Source organism: Arthrobacter sp. Y3224198, from assembly GCF_059090025.1.
On sequence record NZ_JBNHFG010000005.1, the window covers coordinates 1 to 22,447 of the forward strand.

At 65.8% G+C, this 22,447-nt stretch carries 18 protein-coding genes; 14 read left to right on the forward strand and 4 right to left on the reverse strand.

The genetic code is table 11. From position 1 onward, the window contains the following. Together AC5RUF_RS04085 and AC5RUF_RS04090 are read left to right on the forward strand one after the other, a co-directional pair. The coding region (locus AC5RUF_RS04085) for an MDR family MFS transporter (RefSeq protein ID WP_494129802.1) at window positions 1-1,587 on the forward strand (1,587 nt) is incomplete at its 5' end. Window positions 1,588-1,618: 31 nt separating this feature from the next. Beyond that, window positions 1,619-3,220: an MDR family MFS transporter gene (locus tag AC5RUF_RS04090; protein WP_494129803.1), complete on the forward strand. Its 1,602-nt coding sequence runs from the start codon at window positions 1,619-1,621 to the stop codon at window positions 3,218-3,220. Window positions 3,221-3,226: 6 nt separating this feature from the next. Here AC5RUF_RS04090 and AC5RUF_RS04095 read toward each other — a convergent pair whose 3' ends face one another. Continuing rightward, window positions 3,227-3,502, reverse strand: coding sequence for a hypothetical protein (locus tag AC5RUF_RS04095; RefSeq protein WP_494129804.1), 276 nt, complete (start codon window positions 3,500-3,502; stop codon window positions 3,227-3,229). Window positions 3,503-4,025: 523 nt separating this feature from the next. Here AC5RUF_RS04095 and AC5RUF_RS04100 point away from each other — a divergent pair. From AC5RUF_RS04100 to pdxS, 6 genes are all read left to right on the forward strand, one after another. After that, window positions 4,026-4,337, forward strand: coding sequence for a DUF6504 family protein (locus AC5RUF_RS04100; RefSeq protein WP_494129805.1), 312 nt, complete (start codon window positions 4,026-4,028; stop codon window positions 4,335-4,337). A gap of 18 nt (window positions 4,338-4,355) precedes the next feature. Then, window positions 4,356-7,766, forward strand: a complete 3,411-nt coding sequence (locus AC5RUF_RS04105; RefSeq protein WP_494129806.1) for a DNA polymerase III subunit alpha — start codon at window positions 4,356-4,358, stop codon at window positions 7,764-7,766. Window positions 7,767-7,845: 79 nt separating this feature from the next. After that, entirely contained in the window at window positions 7,846-9,858 is a 2,013-nt protein-coding gene (gene thrS, locus AC5RUF_RS04110; RefSeq protein ID WP_493996791.1) for a threonine--tRNA ligase, read from the forward strand. Between the two features lie 15 nt (window positions 9,859-9,873). Further along, the gene (locus AC5RUF_RS04115) at window positions 9,874-10,455 is read left to right on the forward strand and encodes an HIT family protein (RefSeq protein WP_494129807.1); all 582 of its coding nucleotides are present in this window, start codon (window positions 9,874-9,876) and stop codon (window positions 10,453-10,455) included. A gap of 3 nt (window positions 10,456-10,458) precedes the next feature. Next, the gene (pgsA, locus tag AC5RUF_RS04120) at window positions 10,459-11,076 is read left to right on the forward strand and encodes a phosphatidylinositol phosphate synthase (protein ID WP_493996793.1); all 618 of its coding nucleotides are present in this window, start codon (window positions 10,459-10,461) and stop codon (window positions 11,074-11,076) included. A gap of 225 nt (window positions 11,077-11,301) precedes the next feature. Beyond that, window positions 11,302-12,216 (forward strand): pyridoxal 5'-phosphate synthase lyase subunit PdxS, encoded by a 915-nt coding sequence (pdxS, locus tag AC5RUF_RS04125; protein WP_493996794.1) that lies wholly within the window; start codon window positions 11,302-11,304, stop codon window positions 12,214-12,216. 105 nt (window positions 12,217-12,321) lie between these two features. On the opposite strand, the gene AC5RUF_RS04130 is transcribed toward pdxS, so the two are convergent. Beyond that, window positions 12,322-14,346, reverse strand: a complete 2,025-nt coding sequence (locus AC5RUF_RS04130) for a M3 family metallopeptidase (protein WP_494129808.1) — start codon at window positions 14,344-14,346, stop codon at window positions 12,322-12,324. 348 nt (window positions 14,347-14,694) lie between these two features. Between AC5RUF_RS04130 and AC5RUF_RS04135 the strand changes: the two genes are divergently transcribed. The 6 genes from AC5RUF_RS04135 to AC5RUF_RS04160 all read left to right on the forward strand — a co-directional run bounded on the left by AC5RUF_RS04135 (window position 14,695) and on the right by AC5RUF_RS04160 (window position 20,324). Beyond that, window positions 14,695-15,717, forward strand: a complete 1,023-nt coding sequence (locus AC5RUF_RS04135) for a CapA family protein (RefSeq protein ID WP_494129809.1) — start codon at window positions 14,695-14,697, stop codon at window positions 15,715-15,717. A 299-nt stretch (window positions 15,718-16,016) separates the two neighbouring features. Further along, window positions 16,017-17,489, forward strand: a complete 1,473-nt coding sequence (locus AC5RUF_RS04140) for an HNH endonuclease (protein WP_494129810.1) — start codon at window positions 16,017-16,019, stop codon at window positions 17,487-17,489. Between the two features lie 44 nt (window positions 17,490-17,533). Further along, window positions 17,534-18,181: a class I SAM-dependent methyltransferase gene (locus tag AC5RUF_RS04145; RefSeq protein WP_494129811.1), complete on the forward strand. Its 648-nt coding sequence runs from the start codon at window positions 17,534-17,536 to the stop codon at window positions 18,179-18,181. Window positions 18,182-18,185: 4 nt separating this feature from the next. After that, a complete protein-coding gene (locus AC5RUF_RS04150; protein ID WP_494129812.1) occupies window positions 18,186-18,734 on the forward strand; it encodes an NUDIX hydrolase in 549 nt (182 codons plus the stop codon). Window positions 18,735-18,790: 56 nt separating this feature from the next. Continuing rightward, window positions 18,791-19,540 (forward strand): phosphotransferase, encoded by a 750-nt coding sequence (locus AC5RUF_RS04155; RefSeq protein WP_494129813.1) that lies wholly within the window; start codon window positions 18,791-18,793, stop codon window positions 19,538-19,540. After that, the gene (locus AC5RUF_RS04160) at window positions 19,494-20,324 is read left to right on the forward strand and encodes a methyltransferase domain-containing protein (RefSeq protein ID WP_494129814.1); all 831 of its coding nucleotides are present in this window, start codon (window positions 19,494-19,496) and stop codon (window positions 20,322-20,324) included. Before AC5RUF_RS04155 ends, AC5RUF_RS04160 begins: the two co-directional genes overlap by 47 nt. Before the next feature lie 46 nt (window positions 20,325-20,370). Here AC5RUF_RS04160 and AC5RUF_RS04165 read toward each other — a convergent pair whose 3' ends face one another. Both AC5RUF_RS04165 and AC5RUF_RS04170 read right to left on the reverse strand, forming a co-directional pair. Beyond that, window positions 20,371-21,117: a type 1 glutamine amidotransferase gene (locus AC5RUF_RS04165; RefSeq protein WP_493997031.1), complete on the reverse strand. Its 747-nt coding sequence runs from the start codon at window positions 21,115-21,117 to the stop codon at window positions 20,371-20,373. Beyond that, window positions 21,114-22,385: a Mur ligase family protein gene (locus AC5RUF_RS04170; protein ID WP_494129815.1), complete on the reverse strand. Its 1,272-nt coding sequence runs from the start codon at window positions 22,383-22,385 to the stop codon at window positions 21,114-21,116. Before AC5RUF_RS04170 ends, AC5RUF_RS04165 begins: the two co-directional genes overlap by 4 nt. Window positions 22,386-22,447 lie beyond the last annotated feature (62 nt).

Here is a 22,447-nt window from a genome sequence, read left to right on the forward strand (position 1 = left end):
GCACACCCGGCGCACCCGGGCGCGACGACGGCAGGTCCCTCCGCCCCCGACCCGGTTTCCGGCCGGCAGCCGGCACCGCCGCACTCCAGCCGGCGCGTCGCCGTCGTTTTCACCGGCCTGATGCTCTCGGTGCTGGTGGCGGCCCTGGACCAGACCATCGTCTCCACGGCCCTGCCCACCATTGTGGGGGACCTGCACGGGCTGGACCACCTGTCCTGGGTGATCACGGCCTATCTGCTGACGTCCACTATCGGGCTGCCGATGTACGGCAAGCTCGGGGACCTGCTGGGACGTAAGAACATCTTCATCTTTGCCATTGTGGTGTTCCTGGCCGGCTCCGCCCTGTCCGGACAGTCGCACAGCATGGCTGAGCTGATCACCTACCGCGCCATCCAAGGGGTTGGCGGCGGCGGGCTGATGATCGGTGCACAGGCCATCATCGGCGACATCGTTTCCGCCCGGGAGCGCGGCAAGTACATGGGCCTGATCGGGGCGGCGTACGGCATCGCCTCGGTGGGCGGTCCGCTGCTGGGCGGATACCTCACGGATACCTGGTCCTGGCGGTGGGTGTTCTACATCAACCTGCCCATCGGCATCATTGCCCTGGCCATCATCATCACGGCGCTCCACCTGCCGCGGAACAGTGCATCGGGTATCCGGCTGGACTATGCCGGGGCCGGGCTGCTGGCCCTCGGCACCGCCGCCCTGGTGCTCCTGACCAGCTGGGGCGGCAACAACTACGCGTGGACCTCCCCGACCATCCTGACGCTGGCCGCGGTGGCAGTCGTCGCCGTCGCCTTGTTCATCCCCGTGGAGCTGCGGGCAAAGGAACCCCTGCTGCCGCTGCGGCTGTTCCGCATCCGCAACTTCCTGATCTGCACCCTGGTGGGTGTGGCCGTGGGGCTGGCGATGTTCGGCACCATCGGCTACCTGCCCACCTTCCTGCAGATTGTCAACGGGGCCTCTCCCACCCGTTCCGGGCTGATGATGCTGCCCATGGTGGCCGGCATGCTGATCAGCTCCATCGGAACCGGGCAGCTGATCTCCCGTACCGGCAAATACAAGATCTACCCCATCCTGGGCTCGGCAACCATGATTGTCGGGCTGGTCCTGCTCTCACGGATTTCCAGTACGACGCCGTACTCGTTCACTGCCGTGGGCATGCTGGTGCTGGGACTGGGCATCGGGGCACTGATGCAGAACGTGGTGCTGATTGTGCAGAACAGCGTCCCGCCTAATGACATGGGCACCGGGGTGTCCACAGCCAACTACTTCCGGCAGCTCGGCGCGTCACTGGGCATTGCCGTGTTCGGTTCGCTGTTCATCCACCGGCTCAATGACCGGTTGGCTTCCGCGCCCGCCGGGGCAGGGGACCCTGCATCCGGCGGTGCCAACTCGATCAGCCCGGAGATGATCCGGCGGCTTCCCGCCCCCGCGCAGGACTTCATCAAGTCTGCCTTCGGCGAAGCGCTGCCGCCCATCTTCCTGCTGGGAGTGCCCATCCTTGGGGTGGCGTTTGTCCTCACGTTGTTCATCGTGCAGCAGCCGCTGTCCAAAACCGCCCATCTGAAGGCGGAGACGGAGTAGGCGGCAATCCAGCGAAGGAAGTAGTCCTTTTATGTCCCACAAAGCACTGACGCCGCGTATTGCGGCGGCCCCGGTCCGGCCCGTGCCCGCGGTGCCCAGGCACCGCGGGGAGGCCGCCCAGGACGCGGAGCCGAAGCGGAATCTAGCCCTGGTCCTCACGGGCCTGCTGCTCTCGGTGTTGCTGGCGGCGCTCGACCAGACCATCGTGGCCACGGCACTGCCCACTATCGTGGGGGACCTCAACGGTCTGGAGCATCTGTCCTGGGTGGTGACCGCGTACATCCTCGCTGCCACCATAGGCCTGCCCATCTACGGCAAGCTGGGGGACCTGTTCGGACGCAAAAGCATCTTCATCTTCGCCATCGGAGTGTTCCTGGCCGGGTCTGTCCTTTCCGGGCTGGCACAGAACATGGGCCAGCTGATCGGCTTCCGGGCGCTGCAGGGCATTGGCGGCGGCGGGCTGATGATCGGGGCCCAGGCGGTCCTGGGCGACCTGGTCTCTCCCCGGGAGCGCGGCAAGTACATGGGCCTGATCGGCGCAGCCTTCGGACTCGCCTCCGTGGGCGGCCCGCTGCTGGGCGGCTGGATCACCGATGCCTGGTCCTGGCGGTGGGTGTTCTACATCAACCTGCCCATCGGGGCCGTGGCGCTCGCCGTCGTCATTTCCTCGCTGCACCTGCCCAAGCCCCGGGGCAGGCGTCCGAAACTGGACTACGCCGGCGCCGGGCTGCTGGCGGTGGCGAGCGCGGCGCTGGTCATGCTGACCACCTGGGCCGGCACCACGTACGCCTGGTCCAGCCCGCAGATCCTCGCCCTGGCCGCAATGACGCTGGCCGCGGGCACGGCGTTTGTCCTGGCGGAGAAGCGCGCTGCGGAACCCATCCTGCCGCTGGGGCTGTTCCGCGGCCGGAACTTCCTGCTGCCCGTCCTGGTGGGCATCGCCGTCGGCATAGCAATGTTCTCCACCATCTCCTATCTGCCCACGTTCCTGCAGATGGTCAACCGGGCCACGGCCACGCAATCGGGCCTGATGATGCTGCCGATGATGGGCGGGCTGCTGCTGACCTCGATCGGCACCGGGCAGCTGATTTCCCGTACGGGCAGATACAAGATCTATCCGGTGCTGGGCTGCGCGGTGATCATCGCCGGGCTCGTGCTGCTCTCACGGATCTCGGACACGACGCCGTATGGGTTCACTGCCCTTGGCATGCTGGTGATGGGCCTCGGGCTGGGGATGCTGATGCAGAACCTGGTGCTGATTGTGCAGAACAGCGTGCCCGGGCGGGACATGGGGGCGGCCATCTCCGCGGCCAACTATTTCCGCCAGATCGGCGCCTCGTTCGGTATTGCCCTGTTCGGCTCCATCTTCATCCACCGGCTGGACAACGAGATGGCGGCGCCGGTGGGAGCCGGGTCAGCCGTGGGAGGGGACATCAATTCCCTGAGCCCGGCCATGCTGCGCGGCCTGCCCGCACCGGCGCAGGACTTCATCGCCTCCGCCTTCGGACACGCCCTGCCGCCTATCTTCCTGCTCAGCGTGCCCATTGTGGCCGTGGCCCTGGTGCTGTGCCTGTTCATCAAAGAGGTTCCGCTGTCCACCTCGGTCCGGGCGGAAGCCGAAGAGGAAGTGTAGGAAGGCCTAGCCCGAGAAGCCGAGGAGAAGGAAGAAGAGCAGCGCAATCGACGCCATGACGCAGCCCAGCCACACCAGACAGGGGATGATGTACAACCGGGCCGCCAGCTTTTTGTGCCCGTTCGCCAGCGCGGCTATGAAGCCGCCAACCGATCCGATCAGGGCGATGAATCCCAGGACCGGTATCGCGTCCAGGAATCCTACTCCCTGGACGCCGCCGGCAAGGAGCCAGGCGAGGAGCGGCCACAGGGCAAGGGCCCAGATGATAGTCACAATGACCATTCCCGTGATTGCCGCCACGCTGAAGCGTTGCGGAGCGGGTTTCGAAGGGAACTGCTCCGGAGGCAGATAGCCCGGATAGACGGCACCGGCGGTGGGGAATGAAACCGGCTGGCCCATTTGCATGTGACCCGGCTGGCCCGCTTGTTGTCCCGTTTGTTGGCCCGGGCCGGCGTACGGGTTCACATACGGCATCGGCATGGCTTGGGGAGTGGCCAGCGGTCCGGAGGGCGCTGCATTTGGCGGACCGTACGTTTCGGGCTCCATGGGTGGCTCCTTAGATGGGTGGCGTGGCAACAGTGTGCCCTACGGAACGCTGTTTCGCCTCGCGCCTCCCCAGTGTGCTTGCCTCGATCTGCTCCCATCTCCCGCCAAGTGGTGCCCATTGTCAGCCGTCGGCCGTACACTGAAAAGAAGAGCGTTCGAATATATGTTCGAATTAGTTGCCAATCGATAACCGGTGGAACGCCGGTCAGGGCGGGGCGGCGTGCGGTGTGCACGCGTACCAGGCGGGGAGGGAAGCTGAATGGGTGTCTTCAGCGAAGCAATAGAGGTGGTGTGCTCGCCGGCGGGCAAGCCCCTGCGGCTGGTGTGGGGCGGGCATACCTACAAGGTGGGCGCCGATCCAGTGCGCTGGTATGAACGCCGCAACTGGTGGGAAGAGGAAACCCGGGCCGAACGCGGCCACGGTGCAGGGCTGGTGGATACCGAGATCTGGCGGGTTCAGGCCCGTGTCAGTGACCGCTCCGAGCTGCGCACCCTGGACCTCTCGCATCATGTGAACACCGACCGCTGGCGCCTGATCCGCATCCATGACGCGCTGAGGCCCAGTGCCTGAGGGGACAGTGCCCAACCGATGAGCTTTATCCACCTGCACGCAGCCACAGCCTTCAGCGCCCACTACGGAGTCTCCTGGCCCGAGGAGATGGCCGCAGCCGCTGCCGCGGACGGCGCAGATGCCCTCGCCTGCACTGACCGGGACGGGCTGTACGGAACGGTCAAGCACCTGCGCGCCTGCATGGAGGCAGGAATCGATCCCATCGTGGGGGTGGACCTCGCCGTCCTGGACAGCGGGAACGCCGTGACCGGGCGGGTGGTCATCCTTGCCCACGGCCGCAACGCCGGCGCCGGCTACCGTGCACTGTGCCGGCTGATCTCTGCCGCGCATGACTCCACCTCCGCCTCACGGGCCCGCACGGGCAAACCCGTGGGCGTGACCATGGAGCAGCTTGCCGCCTATGCGCAGGGAACGGTGGCGGAAGACGGGACGCCACACAGGGAGGGTGCGCCCGTGCTCACCATCCTGATAGGCCCGCAGTCCGACGTCGGGCAGGCCATGCGCAGCCGCAGCTATGCGGTGGCCCGTACGCTGTTCGCCCGCTGGCGCTCGGTGGTTCCGGCAGGGGCGCTCGCCGTCGAGGTAGTGACGCACCTTGCCCCGCCGGGGGAGAACCTCAGCCTCGCCCACGCGGTGCGGATGTTCCGCCTGGCCGATGAGATGCGCGTCCCCGCCATCCTGACCAATGCCGTGCGGTATGTGGACGAAGACGGCGCGGCCACGGCCGACGTGCTCGACGCCGCGCGCTCGCTGACCTCGCTCGCCCGGCTCCCGGACCGGCAGCCCAACGGGCAGGGCTGGCTCAAGAGCGCACGGGACATGACGGCCCTGGCGAAGGAGATCAGCTCGGAAGCCGGCTACGGCTCCTCCGGGGCGGTACGGATGCTTGCCGATACTGCGGCGCTCGCGGATACCTGCCGGGCTGACCCCGTGGCGGACCTGGGCTGGAAACAGCCCGTAGTCCCGGAAGCCTCGGTGATCGGTATCAGCGCCGAGCCCATGGCGGAGCTGCGCCTGCGCTGTGAGGCGGGGATTACCCGTCGCCTGCGGTCACGGGACTCGATAGCCGAAGTCCAGATGCGCAACCGGCTCGAACACGAACTGGGCATCATCGAACGGCTGGGCTTCGCCTCCTACTTCCTCACGGTGGCGGAAGTCTCGGACATGATCACGGGAATGGGGGTACGCGCGGCTGCCCGCGGTTCGGGCGCCTCTTCGCTGGTGAACTACCTGTTGGGAGTAAGCCACGTAAACCCGTTGGACCATGACCTGATCTTTGAGCGCTTCCTCTCCCGGGACCGCTCCACCTTGCCGGACATCGACATCGATGTGGAAAGCGCCGAACGGCACAACGTCTATCACCGCATCTTCGAACGCTTCGGCGCGGAACGCGTGACGCTGATGAGCATGCAGAACGGTTACCGGGCACGGGGAGCAGTGCGCGACGCCGGACTGGCCCTGGGGATGGCAGAAGAGGACATCGGAGCCGTGGCCAAGCAGCTGTGGCGCTTCTCGGCGCGCAACTTCCGTGAGGCGCTCGCCGAAAAACCGGAACTGCGGGATTTCTCCGGCCAGGTGGAAAACAGCAAACAGCTGGACCTGCTGGTGGACCTTACCGAGCGGCTGGACCGCCTGCCCCGGCACATTTCCATGCATCCGTGCGGGGTGATCCTGGGGGACAAGTCCCTGCTGGACCGTACCCCGGTGCAACCCAGCGGGCTGGGCCTGCCCATGTCCCAGTTCGACAAGCACGACATGGATCCCATGGGTATGCTCAAGCTCGATGTCCTGGGGGTGCGGATGCAAAGCGCCATGGCCTTTGCCGTGCGCGAGGTGGTGCGGGTGCATTCCTCCCGGGAAGAAGTCATTGCCGCCGGCGGGCACGGGGAGGATCCGGAGTTCATTGAGCCGGACGGCCGGATCAACCTGGACGCCGTGCCGTTCGACGACGAACCCACCTATGAGCTGATCCGCAGCACGCACACCCTCGGCTGCTTCCAGATCGAGTCCCCGGGCCAGCGCGAGCTGGTGGGCAAACTCGCCCCGCGTGAATTCAATGACCTGATCATCGACATTTCCCTGTTCCGGCCCGGTCCCATGAAATCCGACATGGTCCGGCCGTTCCTGGAGCACCGGCACGGTTTCTCACCCGAGGTGTACCCGCACGAGGCGCTGCGCCCGGTGCTGGCCGAAACCCACGGTGTGACTGTCTTCCACGAGCAGGTGCTGCGGACCCTGAACGTCTTCACCGGCTGCGGCCTGGCCAAGGCGGACGAGCTGCGCCGGCTGCTGGGCAACGAAGCCGCAGAGCCGGGGGTGGAGGAATACTTCCGCAGCAAGTCCGCGGAACACGGCTACACCCCGGAGACCATCAATAAGGTCTGGGACACGCTTAAGGCCTTCGGCAGCTTCGGTTTCTGCAAGGCGCACGGGGCCGCGTTTGCCGTGCCCACCTACCAGTCCGCCTGGCTGAAGGCGCACCACCCTGCCGCCTTCCTCGCCGGGATCTTCGAGCATGATCCCGGAATGTACCCACGCCGCCTGCTGGTTGCCGAAGCCCGCAGGATGGGCATCCCCATCCTGCCCCTGGACATCAACCGCAGCGGTGAGCAGTACCGGGTGGAGCGGACCGACGAGGGCACGCTCGGCATCCGGCTGTCCCTGGCCGGCATCTACGGCCTCTCCGCCGTCGAGCTCCGGCGCATTGCCGCCGGCCAGCCCTATGACTCGCTGGCCGATCTGCGTGCCCGGGCCCGGGTCTCCCGGCCCACGCTGCGCCGGCTGGCCCAGCTCGGCGCCTTTGATTCACTCAGCCGGCAGACCGGATCCGCGGGCAGCCGGGCGGACCTCATTTCCTACCTCGACTCCGCTCCGGCCAGGCCCGGGACGCGCAGGCACGATCCCATCCCGGGGCAGCTGGCCCTGCCGCTGGGGGACACCGAACTGAAGAACCTGCATCACGAACTGCCCGAACCGGGCCTGCGGGAGAAAATCCGCACCGAACTGGACCTGCTGTCCGTGGATGTCAGCGCGCACCTGATGGAAAGCTATGCCCCGCTGCTGCGCGGGCTGGGCGTCACGCCGGCAGAGGCACTGATGGACCTGCGCAACGGCACCGAGGTGCTGGTGGCCGGGATCCGTGTGGCCACGCAAACCCCGCCCATGCGCGGCGGCCGCCGTGTGGTGTTCATCAGCATTGACGACGGCACCGGCTGCGTGGACTGCACCTTCTTCCACGAGGCGCAGGAAAAGGCCGGCCCTCTGCTCTTCGGCACGGAACTGCTGCTGATCCGCGGACTGACCCGCCGCACGGGTGCCCGCGGCATCAGCCTGCAGGCCCTTGAAGCCTGGAATCTGGCGGACACCGGCTCGCTTCCGCAGCCGGGCTCCCAGCGCGGCATGTTGGTGGGGCACAAGCGCAGCGGATAACATCGGTAGGGGCGTAGAAGGAGCCGGCCGCCTCCAGGCCGTGCCGCAGACCCCGTACAACGAAATCTAGGAGACAACCGTGTCAGTGCCAGAGAAGTTCACCCTCATCGTCGACGGCGAAGAGACCACGGTGGATACTGGCACCACCGGTGCGCAGCTTTTCTTCGAACGCCGTGACGTTGTGGTGATGCGCGTGAACTCGGTCCTCAAGGACCTGGACACCCCGCTCGACCAGGGCGACGTGGTCGAAGCCGTGACCATCGACTCCGAGGACGGCCTGAACGTCCTGCGCCACTCCACCGCGCACGTGATGGCCCAGGCCGTGCAGCAGCTGCGCCCCGACGCCAAGCTGGGCATCGGCCCGTACATCAAGGACGGCTTCTACTTCGACTTCGACGTCGCCGAGCCGTTCACCCCCGAAGACCTGAAGACCCTCGAGAAGATGATGCAGAAGATCGTCAACTCGAACCAGAAGTTCGCCCGCCGTGTGGTGACCGAAGACGAAGCCCGTGCCGCCATGGCCAACGAGCCGTACAAGCTGGAGCTGCTCGGCAAGAAGGACGGCGCCGACGAAGCCGGTGAGGGTGCCAGCATCGAGGTGGGTGCCGGCGAGATCACCATTTACGACAACGTGGACCGCAAGTCCGGCGACGTCGTCTGGTGCGACCTCTGCCGCGGCCCGCACCTGCCCAACACCAAGCTGATTTCCAACGCCTTCGCGCTGACCCGTTCCGCCGCCGCCTACTGGCTGGGCAACCAGAAAAACCAGCAGCTGCAGCGCATCTACGGCACGGCCTGGCCCACCAAGGACGCCCTGAAGGCCTACCAGGAACGCCTGGCCGAAGCCGAGCGCCGCGACCACCGCAAGCTGGGCACCGAACTGGACCTGTTCTCCTTCCCGGATGAGCTGGGCTCCGGCCTGCCGGTGTTCCACCCCAAGGGCGGCATCATCCGCAAGGCCATGGAGGACTACTCCCGCCAGCGGCACACCGAAGCCGGCTACGAGTTCGTTTACACCCCGCACATCACCAAGGGCCACCTGTACGAGGTGTCCGGCCACCTGGACTGGTACCGGGACGGCATGTTCCCTCCCATGCATGTGGACGAGGTCACCGACCCGGAAACCGGCGAGGTCACCAAGCCCGGCCAGGACTACTACCTGAAGCCGATGAACTGCCCCATGCACAACCTGATCTTCCGCTCCCGCGGACGGTCCTACCGTGAACTGCCGCTGCGGCTGTTCGAATTCGGTTCCGTGTACCGCTACGAGAAGTCCGGCGTGATCCACGGCCTGACGCGCGTGCGGGGCATGACCCAGGACGACGCCCACATCTACTGCACCCGCGAGCAGATGAAGGACGAACTGACCAACACGCTGAACTTCGTGCTGGACCTGCTCAAGGACTACGGGCTGGACGATTTCTACCTGGAACTGTCCACCAAGGATCCGGAGAAGTACGTCGGCTCCGACGAGGTGTGGGAGGAAGCCACCCGCACCCTCGCCGAGGTGGCCGAAGCCTCCGGCCTGGACCTGGTCCCGGACCCCGCCGGTGCCGCGTTCTACGGCCCGAAGATCTCCGTCCAGGCCCGCGACGCCATCGGCCGCACCTGGCAGATGTCCACCATCCAGCTGGACTTCAACCTGCCCGAGCGCTTCGAACTGGAATACCAGGCCGCCGACGGCAGCCGCCAGCGTCCCGTGATGATCCACCGGGCCCTGTTCGGTTCCGTGGAACGCTTTATGGGTGTGCTGACCGAGCACTACGCCGGCGCGTTCCCGGCCTGGCTGGCACCGGTGCAGGTGGTCGGCATTCCCGTGGCCGAAGCGTTCAACGACTACATGTTCGACGTCGTCGACAAGCTCAAGGCGCACGGCATCCGCGCGCAGGTGGACACCGGTACGGACCGCTTCCCGAAGAAGATCCGCACTGCCTCCAAGGACAAGATCCCGTTTGTGCTGATCGCCGGCGGCGATGACGCCGAGGCCGGGGCCGTCTCCTTCCGCTTCCGCGACGGCAGCCAGGACAACGGCGTGCCCGTTGACGAGGCCGTCAAGCGGATTGTCGAAGCCGTCCGGAACCGGGACAAGTAGGGCGGCGGGGACACCATGGCAGAACCAGACGATACGGAAATAACGGACACGTTTGAACTCGCCGGTGTCCCCGACGCGTTCCAGCGGCTCTGGACCCCGCACCGCCTCGCCTACATCAAGGGCGGGCAGAAGCAGGTGTCCTCGGAGGAGACCTGCCCGTTCTGCGCCGCCCCCGGGCGGACGGACGAGGAGTCACTGATTGTCCACCGCGGGAAGCACGCCTTTGTCATCCTGAACCTGTTCCCGTACAACGCCGGGCACCTGTTGGTCTGCCCGTACCGGCATGTGCCGGACTACACGGACATCGACCCGGAGGAGACCGCCGAAATCGCGCACCTGACGCAGACCGCCATGCGCGTACTGCGGAAGGTTTCCGGCCCCAGCGGGTTCAACCTGGGCATGAACCAGGGCGAAACCGGCGGTGCCGGCATCGCCGCCCACCTGCACCAGCACATTGTGCCCCGGTGGGGCGGGGACGGAAACTTCCTGCCGATCATTGCCCAGACCAAGGCCATCACCCAGACCCTGGGCGAGGTGCGCCGCCAAGTGGCAGACGCGTGGCCCGAAGACGGCTCCGGCCAGAACAGCGAGGACTGACACGTGCTCAACAAATACGCACGGGGGTTCTTTACTGCCGTTTTCACCCCGCTGGCCACGTGGCTGCTCCGGCACCGGATCACTCCGGATATGGTCACCATCGCCGGCACGCTCGGCGTGATGATCGGCGGCCTGGTCTTCTACCCGCTGGGGGAGCTGTTCTGGGGCACGATCTTCATCACGGTGTTCATCTTCTCGGACGTGATTGACGGCATCATGGCCCGCCAGCAGGAACGCAAGGGCAGCTGGGGCGGATTCCTGGACTCCACCCTGGACCGCTTTGCCGACGGCGCCCTGTTTGCCGGGGTGGCCATCTGGTTCTTCACCGGCGGGGAGAACGACGCCATCGGCATTGCCGCCGTGCTCTGCCTGGTGGTCGGCATGCTGGTCTCCTACATCCGGGCCAAGGCCGAGTCCCTGGGTTTCAACGCAAACGTCGGTGTGGCCGAGCGTGCCGAGCGGCTGGTGTCGCTGCTGGTGGCCACCGGCCTGGTGGGCCTCGGCGTCCCCGAGGTGCTGCTGCTCGTGGTCCTGGTCCTGCTGACACTGGCCAGCTGCGTGACCATCGGCCAGCGCATGCACGCGGTGCGCAGGCAGGCCAAGCTGGGCAATCCTGCCTGAGAGACCCGTACAACCGCTTCGAATACCGCTTAAATGTGCCGCGGCCGGACTGGCCGCGGCACATTTTTTGTGCCGGGTCGGTCATGGTGCGGATCACATCCTGCTCCGTGCCGTCAAACCGCGCCCGGACGACTGTCACGGAAAGTCACGGGCGGCGGGGTCCCGCAGTGTGCCGCGTACCGTATCCCGTAGACCGAGTACTTCCCTCTATGTGAAGAGAACCTAATGCCTAACGAAGCCGGCCAGCCCCAGGCCTCCGTCCTTACCGGCAGCACCCGCGTCAAGCGGGGTATGGCCGAAATGCTCAAGGGCGGCGTCATCATGGACGTTGTCACAGCTGAACAGGCCCGTATCGCCGAAGATGCCGGCGCCGTGGCGGTGATGGCGCTGGAACGCGTTCCAGCCGATATCCGCGCCCAGGGCGGAGTGTCCCGGATGAGTGACCCGGACATGATCGACAGCATCATCAGCGCCGTCAGCATCCCGGTCATGGCCAAGGCCCGGATCGGACACTTTGTGGAGGCCCAGGTACTGCAGTCCCTGGGCGTCGACTACATCGACGAGTCCGAGGTGCTCACCCCGGCCGACTATGCCAACCACATCGACAAGTGGAAGTTCACGGTTCCCTTTGTCTGCGGTGCCACCAATCTGGGCGAGGCGCTCCGGCGCATCAACGAGGGTGCTGCCATGATCCGCTCCAAGGGCGAGGCCGGCACCGGCGACGTCTCCAATGCGACCATGCACATGCGTGCCATCCGCTCCGAAATCGCCCGGCTCTCCTCGCTGCCGGAGGATGAGCTTTACGTTGCGGCCAAGGAGCTCGCGGCACCCTATGAACTGGTGAAGGAAGTCGCCGCTGCCGGCACGCTGCCCGTGGTGCTCTTCACCGCCGGGGGAATCGCCACGCCCGCCGACGCCGCCATGATGATGCAACTGGGCGCCGACGGGGTGTTTGTGGGATCCGGTATCTTCAAGTCCGGCAACCCGGAACAGCGTGCAGCGGCTATTGTCCGTGCCACCACGTTCTTCGACGATCCCGACGAAATCGCCAAGGCCTCACGCGGTCTGGGCGAAGCCATGGTGGGGATCAATGTAGACGAACTTGCCCAGCCCCACCGCCTGGCTGAACGCGGCTGGTAACTCGCACCCGGCGTCGTCCGGTGTAAGAAAACGTCCGGTGTAAGAAAGAGTAGGCGGGAACCGGATCCGGTTCCCGCCTACGCATTTCTATCGACCCACCGGGGGCTAGGCCAGACCGCGCCGCTCCAGCAGCGGCTGGATTTCAGCGTCGCGGCCGCGGAAGTTCCGGAAGGCCTGCAGCGGATCGATGCTGTTTCCCTTCGCGAGCAGCACGGTGCGGAACCTCTCGCCGTTCTCCCGGGTCAGTCCGCCGTTTTCCTTGAACCACTCCACGGTGTCCGCGTCCAGTACTTCGCTCCAGATGTAGGCGTAGTACGCCGCAGAGTAGCCGCCGGCGAAAATGTGCTTGAAGTAGCCGGTGCGGTACCGCGGCGGGACCAGCTCCAGGTCCACCCCGGCCTCGGACAGGGCACGGGCCTCAAAGGTTTCGGGGTCGGCAACGGTTTCCCCGGGGGCCAGTTCATGCCAGGCCAGGTCCAGCAGGGTGGCACCCAGGTACTCCGTGGTGGAGAAGCCTTCACCCCAGACGGACGCGGCCAGGACCTTGTCGATGACCTTCTGGTCCAGCGGCTCGTCCGTAGCGTAGTGCCGGGCGAAGTTGGTGACCACTTCGGGCCAGAGCATCCACATTTCGTTGACTTGGGAGGGGTACTCCACGAAGTCCCGGGGCACGGCGGTGCCGGAGAACTGCGGATAGGTGACGTCCGAGAACAACCCGTGCAGGGCGTGGCCGAATTCGTGGAACGCGGTCACCACCTGGTCAAAGGTCAGCAGGGTGGGTTCACCGGCGGACGGCTTCGGGATGTTCAGGTTGTTGATGACCACCGGCGGTTCATCCAGCAGCCGTGACTGGTGCACCAGGGAGTTCATCCAGGCGCCGCCGTTTTTGGTGTCCCGGGTGTAGTAGTCGCCCAGGAAAAGCCCGAGCCCCGTGCCGTCTTCGTTTTTCACTTCCCAGACGCGGACATCGGGGTGGTAGCCTGCCAGGTCCGTGCGCTCGGTGAAGGTCAGCCCGTAGAGCCGGTTGGCGGCGTAGAACACACCGTCGGTAAGGACACGCTCAAGCTCGAAGTAGGGGCGCAGGGCGGCCAGGTCGACGTCGAACTTCTCCCGGCGCACCTGCTCGGAGTAGTACGCCCAGTCCCAGGCGGCCAGCTCGTGGCCGTCCCGGCGGGCTGCCTCGCGCAGCTGCTCTGCCTCTGCTTTCGCGTTGCGCACTGCTGCCGGAGCCAGCTTGTCCAGCATGTCGTGGATGGCGGACAGTGACGGAGCCGTCTGGTCGTCGGTGGCGTATTCCGCATGTGAGGCGAAGCCCAGCAGGGCTGCCTTTTCGGCGCGCAGCGCGGCCATCTCCGCCGCGATGGACAGTGTGTTGTTGCCGATGTCCCGGAAGCCGCGCTGAAGCGAGGCCTCGTGCAGGCGGCGGCGGGTGTCCCGGCGGGTGAGTGAGGAGAGGGCCGGCTGCGGGGTGGGCAGCACCAGCGACAGCAGGTACTTGCCGTCGTGGCCCGCCTCGGTGGCTGCGGCGGCAGCGGCGGCAATGTCGTCGTCGGAGAGTCCGTCCAGTTCGGCGGCTGTGTCCACCACCAGCGCGGAATCGTTGGTGTCCTTGAGCAGCCGCTGGGAGAACTCCGTGGACAGCTCCGAGAGGCGGGCGTTCAGTTCCCGCATCCGGTTCTGTCCGGCGTCGTCGAGCTGCGCGCCGGCCCGGATGAAGCGGCGGCGGTACTCGGAGACCAGGCGTGTCTGTTCGTCGTCGAGCACATCTGCCTGCTCCGCAACGGCTTCAACCCGGTCAAAGAGCTGCCGGTTCAGGTAGACGGCGTCCTCGTGGGCGGCCAGCCGGGGACTGATCTCCTGCTGGATCCGCTGTACGCCGTCGGTGGCGTGGGCGGCGCAGAGGGTAAAGAACACGACGGCGGTGCGCCCCAGCGCCTCCCCGGACGTCTCCAGTGCGGCAATGGTGTTGGCAAAGTCGGGGGTGTCGGGATTGCCGGCAATGGCCTCGATCTGCGCCGCATGTTCGCGGATCCCGGCGTCGAAGGCCGGCAGGAAAGCATCCTCGGTGATGTCCCCAAACGGAGGCAATTGGTACGGGAGGGTGCTGGGCGGAAGGAAAGGGTTGTCCATAAGCCCCAAGACTGGCACACCGTGCTGGTCCGAACCAATGTGACTCTGCCGTAGGATCAGCACGATTCCCCGCTGCCCGCAGACGCAGGCCTGGGGGCAGATTCCGTGGGGGAGTTCATGGAGAGCAAAATGGACAGGCGTGTGCCGGCGCGTTCAGCAGCGACTGGGTTGTTGCTGCTGGCGCTGGTGCTGGGTGGCTGTACTCCGGAGCGGGACGGCCCGGAGGCGGGCGAAAGCCCGGCGGGTGCGCCGCCGTCGTCGCCCGCTGTTACGCCTGTTACGCCAACCGCCGATCCGGGCAATCCAGGCAAGGGACCGGCATGCCCGACGGCGGATTGCTTCTCGCTGATGCTGGCCGGTGACCTGCTGGTCCACCCGCAGCTGTGGGACCAGGCCGCGGCGGATGCGGCCGCAACCGGTAAGGGCCCGCTGGACTTCGAACCGCTACTGGCAGGGCAGAGCGGCTACATTGCGGCTGCTGACCTGGCCGTGTGCCACATGGAAACACCCGTTGCCGAGCCGGACGGGCCGTACGCCGGCTATCCCATGTTCAACGTGCCGCCGCAGATCCTCACGGCGGCGGCGGCCGTCGGCTACCAGGCATGCACCACGGCCAGCAACCACACGGTGGACGCCGGGACAGCCGGGCTGAACCGGACGCTGGGAGTGCTGGATTCGCTGGGGCTGGCGCACACCGGTTCCTATGCGGCCGAGGCCGACGCCGGCACACCGATGATCCTGGCCGCGCCGGCCGGGAAGGCCGCCGTTATCGAAGCGACTTACGGGCTCAACGGGCTGGAAGCCGAGTACCCCTGGCAGGTGGACCTGCTGGACGCCGAAACGATGATCGCCAAGGCACGTGCTGCCCGGGAAGCCGGTGCCGACGTCGTGGTGGGTGCCATCCATGCCGGTGACGAGTATGCGTCCGCCCCCAATTCCCAGCAGGTGGAGACGGCGCATGCCCTGGCCGACAGCGGCGAGTTCGACTTCCTTTACGGGCACCACACCCATTCGGTGCTGCCGATCGAGAACTACAACGGGACCTGGATTGTGTACGGGCTGGGAAACGCCGTGACCGAGCTTTCGCCCTGGTACGACGTGAATAACGAGGGCCTGATCGTCCGTGCCCAGTTCGCCCGCGACGACGCCGGGGCGTGGTCCGTGAGTGACCTTGCCTGGGCGCCGTCGGTGATTGTGCGCGATCCGTACCGCTGGTGTTCCGTGGCCGCCGACCTGCCGCAGGGGGAGTGCGCCCCCGCCGCTCAGCGGGAAGCTGTGCGGGCGCGGACTGTTTCCGTCGTCGAGTCGCTGGGCGCCGCCGGCGCCGGGGCGCACGAGTGGCTGGTGACGCAGGAACGGGTGGGGGAGTAGGGCCGGGGACCGGGGGCCGGGGACCGGGGACCGGGAGAGCGCGTGGCGTGAGGACCCGTCCTCCACATGCCCACGACGGCCATGACCTACCCACCGGGAAGAGACCTGCGGTCCGGTGGTGCTGCCGCATTTCTAAAATCGTATACATGTTCGAATATGGAGTGCGTACCGGAGAGGTGACCGGCAGCCGGCTGGAAACGTTGGGAGGCGTTCCGGGAGCGCCCGGCACCACGGAAGCGCCCGAGTGCCTTTGCGCACCGGCCCGCGCATCCGGGAAGAAAATTGGAGTGGCGTCACCCGTGCCGTTCACTAACACCGATGGTGGTTCCGAAGGTCCGGCGGCGGTATCGGTGGACACCGTCCAAGGGTGGATTCTCCGACTTTCTTCCGGCGCATCCCTCGCTGCCGTGGCCGGGGATCCGGATGCCGGGCTGGTCGACCGTCTGCGCGTGTTGGAGGAGCTAAAGGCTGCAGCCAGTGCGGCACAGGCCAGGGCGGCTGCAGCCTTGGATATTTCGGTCCGGCGTGCCCATGCGCGGGCCGGGCTCCCGCGGGAACACCAGGGCAGGGGAGTGGCAGCTCAGGTTGCCCTGGCCAGGCGGGAATCTCCTGCCCGGGGAAACCGGATCCTGGGCTTTGCCAAGGCCCTGGATACGGAGATGCCATGTACGTTGCGGGCTTTGTCGGAAGGCCGGATCAGTGAATGGCGGGCCACGCTGTTGGTGCGGGAGACCGCGTGCCTTTCCGTGGAAGACCGCAGGCTGGTGGACCGGGAGGTTGCCGGCGATCCGGCAGGGCTGGAGGGCCTGGGCGACGGCCGGCTCATCGGGCGCATCCGCAGGATCACCCAGCGCATTGATCAGGAGGCCCTGGTCCGGCGGGCCGCCAAGGCCGCGGCGGACCGCTATGTTTCCTGCCGCCCGGCTCCGGACACGATGACTTATCTGACCGGACTGCTGCCGGTGGCTCAGGGCGTCGCCGTCTTTGCGGCCCTCAGCCGTGAAGCGGATTCTCTCCGGTCCCGCGGCGATGAGCGGGGGCGGGGCCAGATCATGGCTGACACGCTGGTTCAAAGGGTCACCGGTCTGAGCCAGGCAGACCGTGTGCCGCTGGAGGTCCAGCTGGTGATGACGGACCGTACGCTGCTTGCCGGTTCGGATGAGCCGGCCTACCTTCAGGGATACGGCGTGGTACCGGCCATGTGGGCACGAGACGCGGTGCGGAAAACCCGAAGCGGCGGCAACGAAGTGCCCGGAAACGGAAGCGGAACGTCGACCGGAACGTCGACCGGAAGCGGAAGCGGAAACGGAAACGCGGGATGCGGTCCGACGTCCGATGCCGATGCCGATGCCGATGCCGAATGCGAAAGTCCGGCGGCTACAAACGGCGGATCCGTTTCTCCGGATCTTTGGCTCCGACGCCTCTATACGGCACCGGTATCCGGCGAACTCATTGGCATGGATTCCAAGGCGCGGTTCGTTCCTGAATCCATGGCGAGGTTCATTTCCGTGCGGGATCAAATCTGTCGGACACCCTGGTGCAATGCCCCGATTCGGCACTGTGACCACATCCAGCCGCACCGGACCGGCGGGACTACTGATGCCGGAAACCTGCAGGGTCTGTGCGAAGCCTGCAATCAGGCGAAGGAAGCACCGGGCTGGCGGGCTGAACACACCGGGAAGACCGGCCGGCACACAGTCAGAATCACCACGCCCACCGGACACACCTATCAGTCCATGGCACCGCCGCTGCCGGGTGCTCGGGCGGTTTGAGTCGCAGGGCTAAGCTCGAGCACTCCGCACCGACGATTAGTCTGATGGTCATGATCCCAAGTGCCGACATGGACGCCTACGCACAAAAGATGCGCCGGCTCATGGACAACGGAATAGACCTCGAGGTCGACGCACGGTTTATTGACATGCTTGCCGCCCGCAAAAGCCGGATTCTCGATATTGGGTGCGGCATCGGCTCGGCTGTTAATGCGCTCCGTCACAGCGGGCATCAGGCGTACGGCATCGATCCGGCCGCCGCCGTTCTGGATGTCGCCGCTGACATGTTCGATGCTGGTTGGTACCGGCAACTCGGCGTGGAGGAACTTACGGGTGACCGCCTGCGTAGTGAAGGTCTTCCGGACCTATTTGAACTCGTTTCCATGTGCGGAAACGTGCCGGCATTCCTTTCCGACGAGGCTCTGCAGGACGCTTTCGGGATAGTCCGCGGGCTGTTGATCGAGGGTGGCCTGTTTATCGTTGGTACTACCGTCGAGACACGTGGCGGACCGAAGTCCCTGGACGCGGCAGCGGATTTCGCAGGGTTGGCGTTGCTACACAGGTTTTCGGATTGGCACCTCGGCGCTTTCGATAAGGACTCAGGGTGGTCAGTCAGCGTGTACAACCAACCCGGTGAGCTTCACCCCCGCACCGGCCCCGACGGCATTTTCATCCTGAAGCATCCGGCAAAATGACAGTATGCCCTTCGAAGATTTGCTGACCGGTCTGCGGACACTTCCCGATTCAAAACCGAAAGAAGCATATCTGCGCTTCCTGAATGCAGCGGGAACAGCCGGGCTGCGCAAGGACGGGGGCACGGAACATGTCACCGGGTCCTGCTTCGTCTTTTCGCCAGGATTCGATCACGTTCTCCTGTGTTTCCACCGGAAAGGCCGGTTCTGGGTGCAGTTCGGCGGACATATCGAACCGGAGGACGTATCGGTGGCGGAAACCGCCCAACGGGAGGCCCGTGAGGAATCCGGACTGGGCGACCTTGCCCTGCTTTCCCCGGCAATCATGGATCTGGACCGGCACGACCTCCAGGGCGGTTTCTCCTGCTCAGCACATTGGGACGTGGGGTTCGCAGCGGTCGTTAGTCCGGATGCCGCAACCACTGTGAGCGATGAGAGCGAGGCCGTCCGCTGGTTCCCGATCAGCGAATTGCCCGCCGAGCTTCCGAAGGGATTCCCCGAACGCCTGGAATACGTGCGGCGCAGGGCAATGTCCCTGCCAAGCGCAGGCTGCTGAAAGCTGTGCCTCCAGGGCATTCCCCGATCCTTGAGGGTGACGGCTAGCATCGGGTGATGGATGGGGAGCAACTACTCGAAGGCGGCAACGTTGCCGACACCGTCGTGCGGATTGGGCATACGGTCCGAAAGCCGTGGACCGAATCAACGCCACACGTTCACGAATTCATGACCGCAGTCCGGGAGGCCGGCGTCGACGTCCCCGCGGTCCTGGGCAGGGATGAGCTGGACCGGCAAATCACCGAATTCATACCCGGACGGCTTGCCCTCGAATCGCCTCCGCTCACGGATGCGGAACTTCGTCGCGTGGGAGCAGTGGTCCGCGCCATCCATGATGCGAGTGAGACGTTCGTACCCTCCCAGGATGCGAAATGGGCAGGTGCCATCCCGGCCCCCGGAAACGACCTTGTCTGCCATAACGATCTGGCTCCTTGGAACCTCCTTATCGGGGAGCGCTGGGTGTTCATTGACTGGGATGCCGCCGCACCCAGCACACGACTATGGGATCTCGCCTATGCTGCCCAGGCGTTTACGCTCTCAGATGCGACGTTGGCACCGGAGCAGGCGGCGGGAAATCTGGTTGCGTTCATTGACGGGTACGAGGCAGAACGGTCCTTGCGGGAGCAGCTGCCGGAAACAATGCACCGGCGTGCCGCAGCCATGCACCACCTGCTGCAGTCTTCGTACAATACGGGCCGCGAACCTTGGGGATCCATGTACCTTCAGGGCCACGGGGAGCACTGGCGGGCAGCAACCCATTATGCTCATCGCCATCAGAAAATTTGGACGGCAGCATTGCTGGCCTAGCCTCAAACGTCCGCCCAAAGCACCGGTACGCGCGGCCCTGATGCCCACCGGCACCGGAGGCCACATGCTCTCGGTCAGCGCCAAGCTGCGGAAAAAGATCGGCAAGGACATCGGCGACGACGTCGTCGTGTCGGTTTCGGAGCGGCTAGGGGCACCCCCTCGGTTGCCCGCTAGGCTCGTGGGCATGGAGGATGAAGCCACCCGATCGGCGTACGGGGCACGGGCGGCCGAATACACCCGACTGCTGGGGTCTATCCGGGACACTCATGAGCTGGATCGGCAGTACATTGGTGACTGGGCGGCAGGTCTTGAGGGCCCCGTAGTGGACGCCGGGTGCGGACCCGGCCAGTGGACCGACTTCCTCCGCCGGCGCGGCGTAGCGGCTGAGGGGATCGATTTTGTCCCCGCATTCATTGACAGCGCATGTCTACGCTTTCCCGATGTGCCTTTTCGGGTCGCCTCGTTCCGCCAGATGGGTGTACCCGATGGCTCGCTGCACGGCGTGCTGGCTTGGTATTCACTCATTCACGTTCCACCCGACGAGCTGGCTTTGGTGCTCGAGGAGATGAGCCGTGCCCTGGTCCGCGGCGGGCAGATCCTCCTCGGATTCTTCGATGGACCTCCCGGGACCCCTTTTCCGCATGCCGTGAGCACGGCGTACTACTGGTCCGTCGGGGCGATGGGGCAGTTACTTGCCGAAGCGGGGTTCGAGGTGTGTGACGTCCAGACGCGCCGGGATCCGGGCAAACGGGCCCATGCCGCTATCGCTGCTGTCCGAGGCTGAGGAGCTGCGACGCCGGTCCGGGGCGTTCCGGACGCTACCGCGGACGCTACCGCGGCCGCTGTCCGGCGTGCTGCCGTGCCATCTCGGACAGCTTCGACAGTTCCGCAAGATCCTCTTCGGACCGCGGCACCGGAGCAAAACTGCCGAACTTGCGGATGGTGGCCTGCTCGATCAGGAAATCGGCAATCGCCGGGTTCTTCGGAAGCAGGGAGCCGTGCAGGTAGCTGGCCACCACGTTCCGATAGCGGGCGCCTTCGGTGCTGTCCTTGGTGTTGTTGCCTTCGCCCTTGCGCACTTCAGCCAGCGGTTCCACGCCCGGCCCCAGGAAGGTCTGGCCGCTGTGGTTCTCGTAACCGTGGATCTCGCCGAATTCGCTGCTGACGGAGAGCACGTTGCCGATCAGTCGGACATCCCCGCCGTGGGTTTCCAGGTCCAGGATGCCGATCCCCGGGATCAGCGTCCCCTCGTGCGTCTTGAAGAATTTTCCAAACAGCTGGTACAGGCCGCAGATCACCAGCATCGGCAGACCGTCGTCGGCCAGTGCCCGCAAGGTGGGCGCCAGTTCCTGGAGATCCTGCTGGATCACCACCTGGCCGCTGTCCTGGCCGCCGCCGCCCACAATGATGTCGACGTCGGACGGGAACTCGTCCCCGGCGTTGTATTCCGCCACCACGGGGTTGTAGCCGTACCATTTCAGGCGCTGCTTGAGCACCAGCACGTTGCCCCAGTCGCCGTAGATGTTCATTTCCCGCGGATACAGCTGCAGGATCTTGATTGTGCGGTCCTCGGTCATGAGACCACCTCTACCTTCGTGATTTTGGAGAGCTCCCGACGTACCGCCAGCATGGCCGTGTAGGTGCAGAAGATCCGCATGGGGACCCCGGGGGAGTCCTTGATGAAACGCTTCAGTCCGTCGGTGATGTCCGGTTCGATGGTGCGCACGGGGACGTCGTCGTACTTCAGGCGGAGCGCCATGTCATAGGCGCGCACGCCGCTGACCACGTCCACCCCGCCGGCGGCGAGGGATTCGAAGTCCACGTCCCACAGCCAGGACATGTCCCGTCCGTCGGCGTAGTTGTCATTGATCGCGATCATGGTCGAGTACCCGTGTGCCGCGAAGGATTTCAGCCCCAGCCGGAAGCCGCTGGGGTTTTTCACCAGCACCAGTTCCAGCGGCTGCCCGTTGACGGTCAGTGACTCGCCGCGGCCGAAGGCCGGCTCCACGTTGGACAGGGCGGTGAACAGGGCATCCGAGTCCAGCTCCGCGCCCTTGATCGTCCGCGCGAAAGCCAGTGCGGCGGCCGCATTGAAGATGTTGTAGACCCCGCGCAGCTTCAGCCCGGAGGTGCGGACCTGGCCGTCCACCAGGAAATCGGCGTCGGCCTCGCCTACGCGCTGGAGGACGACGTCGGCCTCCTGCGTTGCCGCCAGGGCCTCGGCCAGGCTGCCGCGCATCTCGTCATCGTTCGGGAAGGTGCTGCGCAGCGAGGCGTCCAGGCCGAAGTAGACGGCACGCTGGCCGTTCAGGGACTCCGCGATACCGGCCACCCGCGGATCTTCGCGGTTCAGGACCACGGTCTCCGTGGTGGCACGGGCAATTTGCTCCAGCAGGCGGGTGGTCTTGTCGATCTCGCCGAAACGGTCCAACTGGTCCCGCAGCACGTTCAGCAGCAGGCTGTACCGGGGCTGGATCAGCTTCACGAAGTGCACCGCGTGCGCCTCGTCCAGTTCCAGGACGGCAATGTCGGCATCCAGCCGGCCGCGAAGGTTCACTTCGCCCAACAAGGCTGCCGCCACCCCGCGGGTGAAGTTGGAACCGGTGCGGTTGGTGAAGACCTTCAGGCCCTGGCTCTCGAGGAGCTCGACCACCATCTTGGTGGTGGTGGTTTTGCCGTTGGTTCCGGAAACCACGGCGACGCCGAGCGGCAGGTCCGCGAGCGTGCGGCGGATGAAGTCGGGATCGATTTTCTCCACCACCAGGCCGGGCAGTGCGGAACCGCCGCCACGCAGTTTGGAGGCACTGCGGACCAGTTTTCCGACCATGATGGAGAAAGAACTCATGGTTACTGAATATAGCGCACGGCCCCTCCCCGGCACTTGGCCGCAGGCATGGGCGGCAGGGA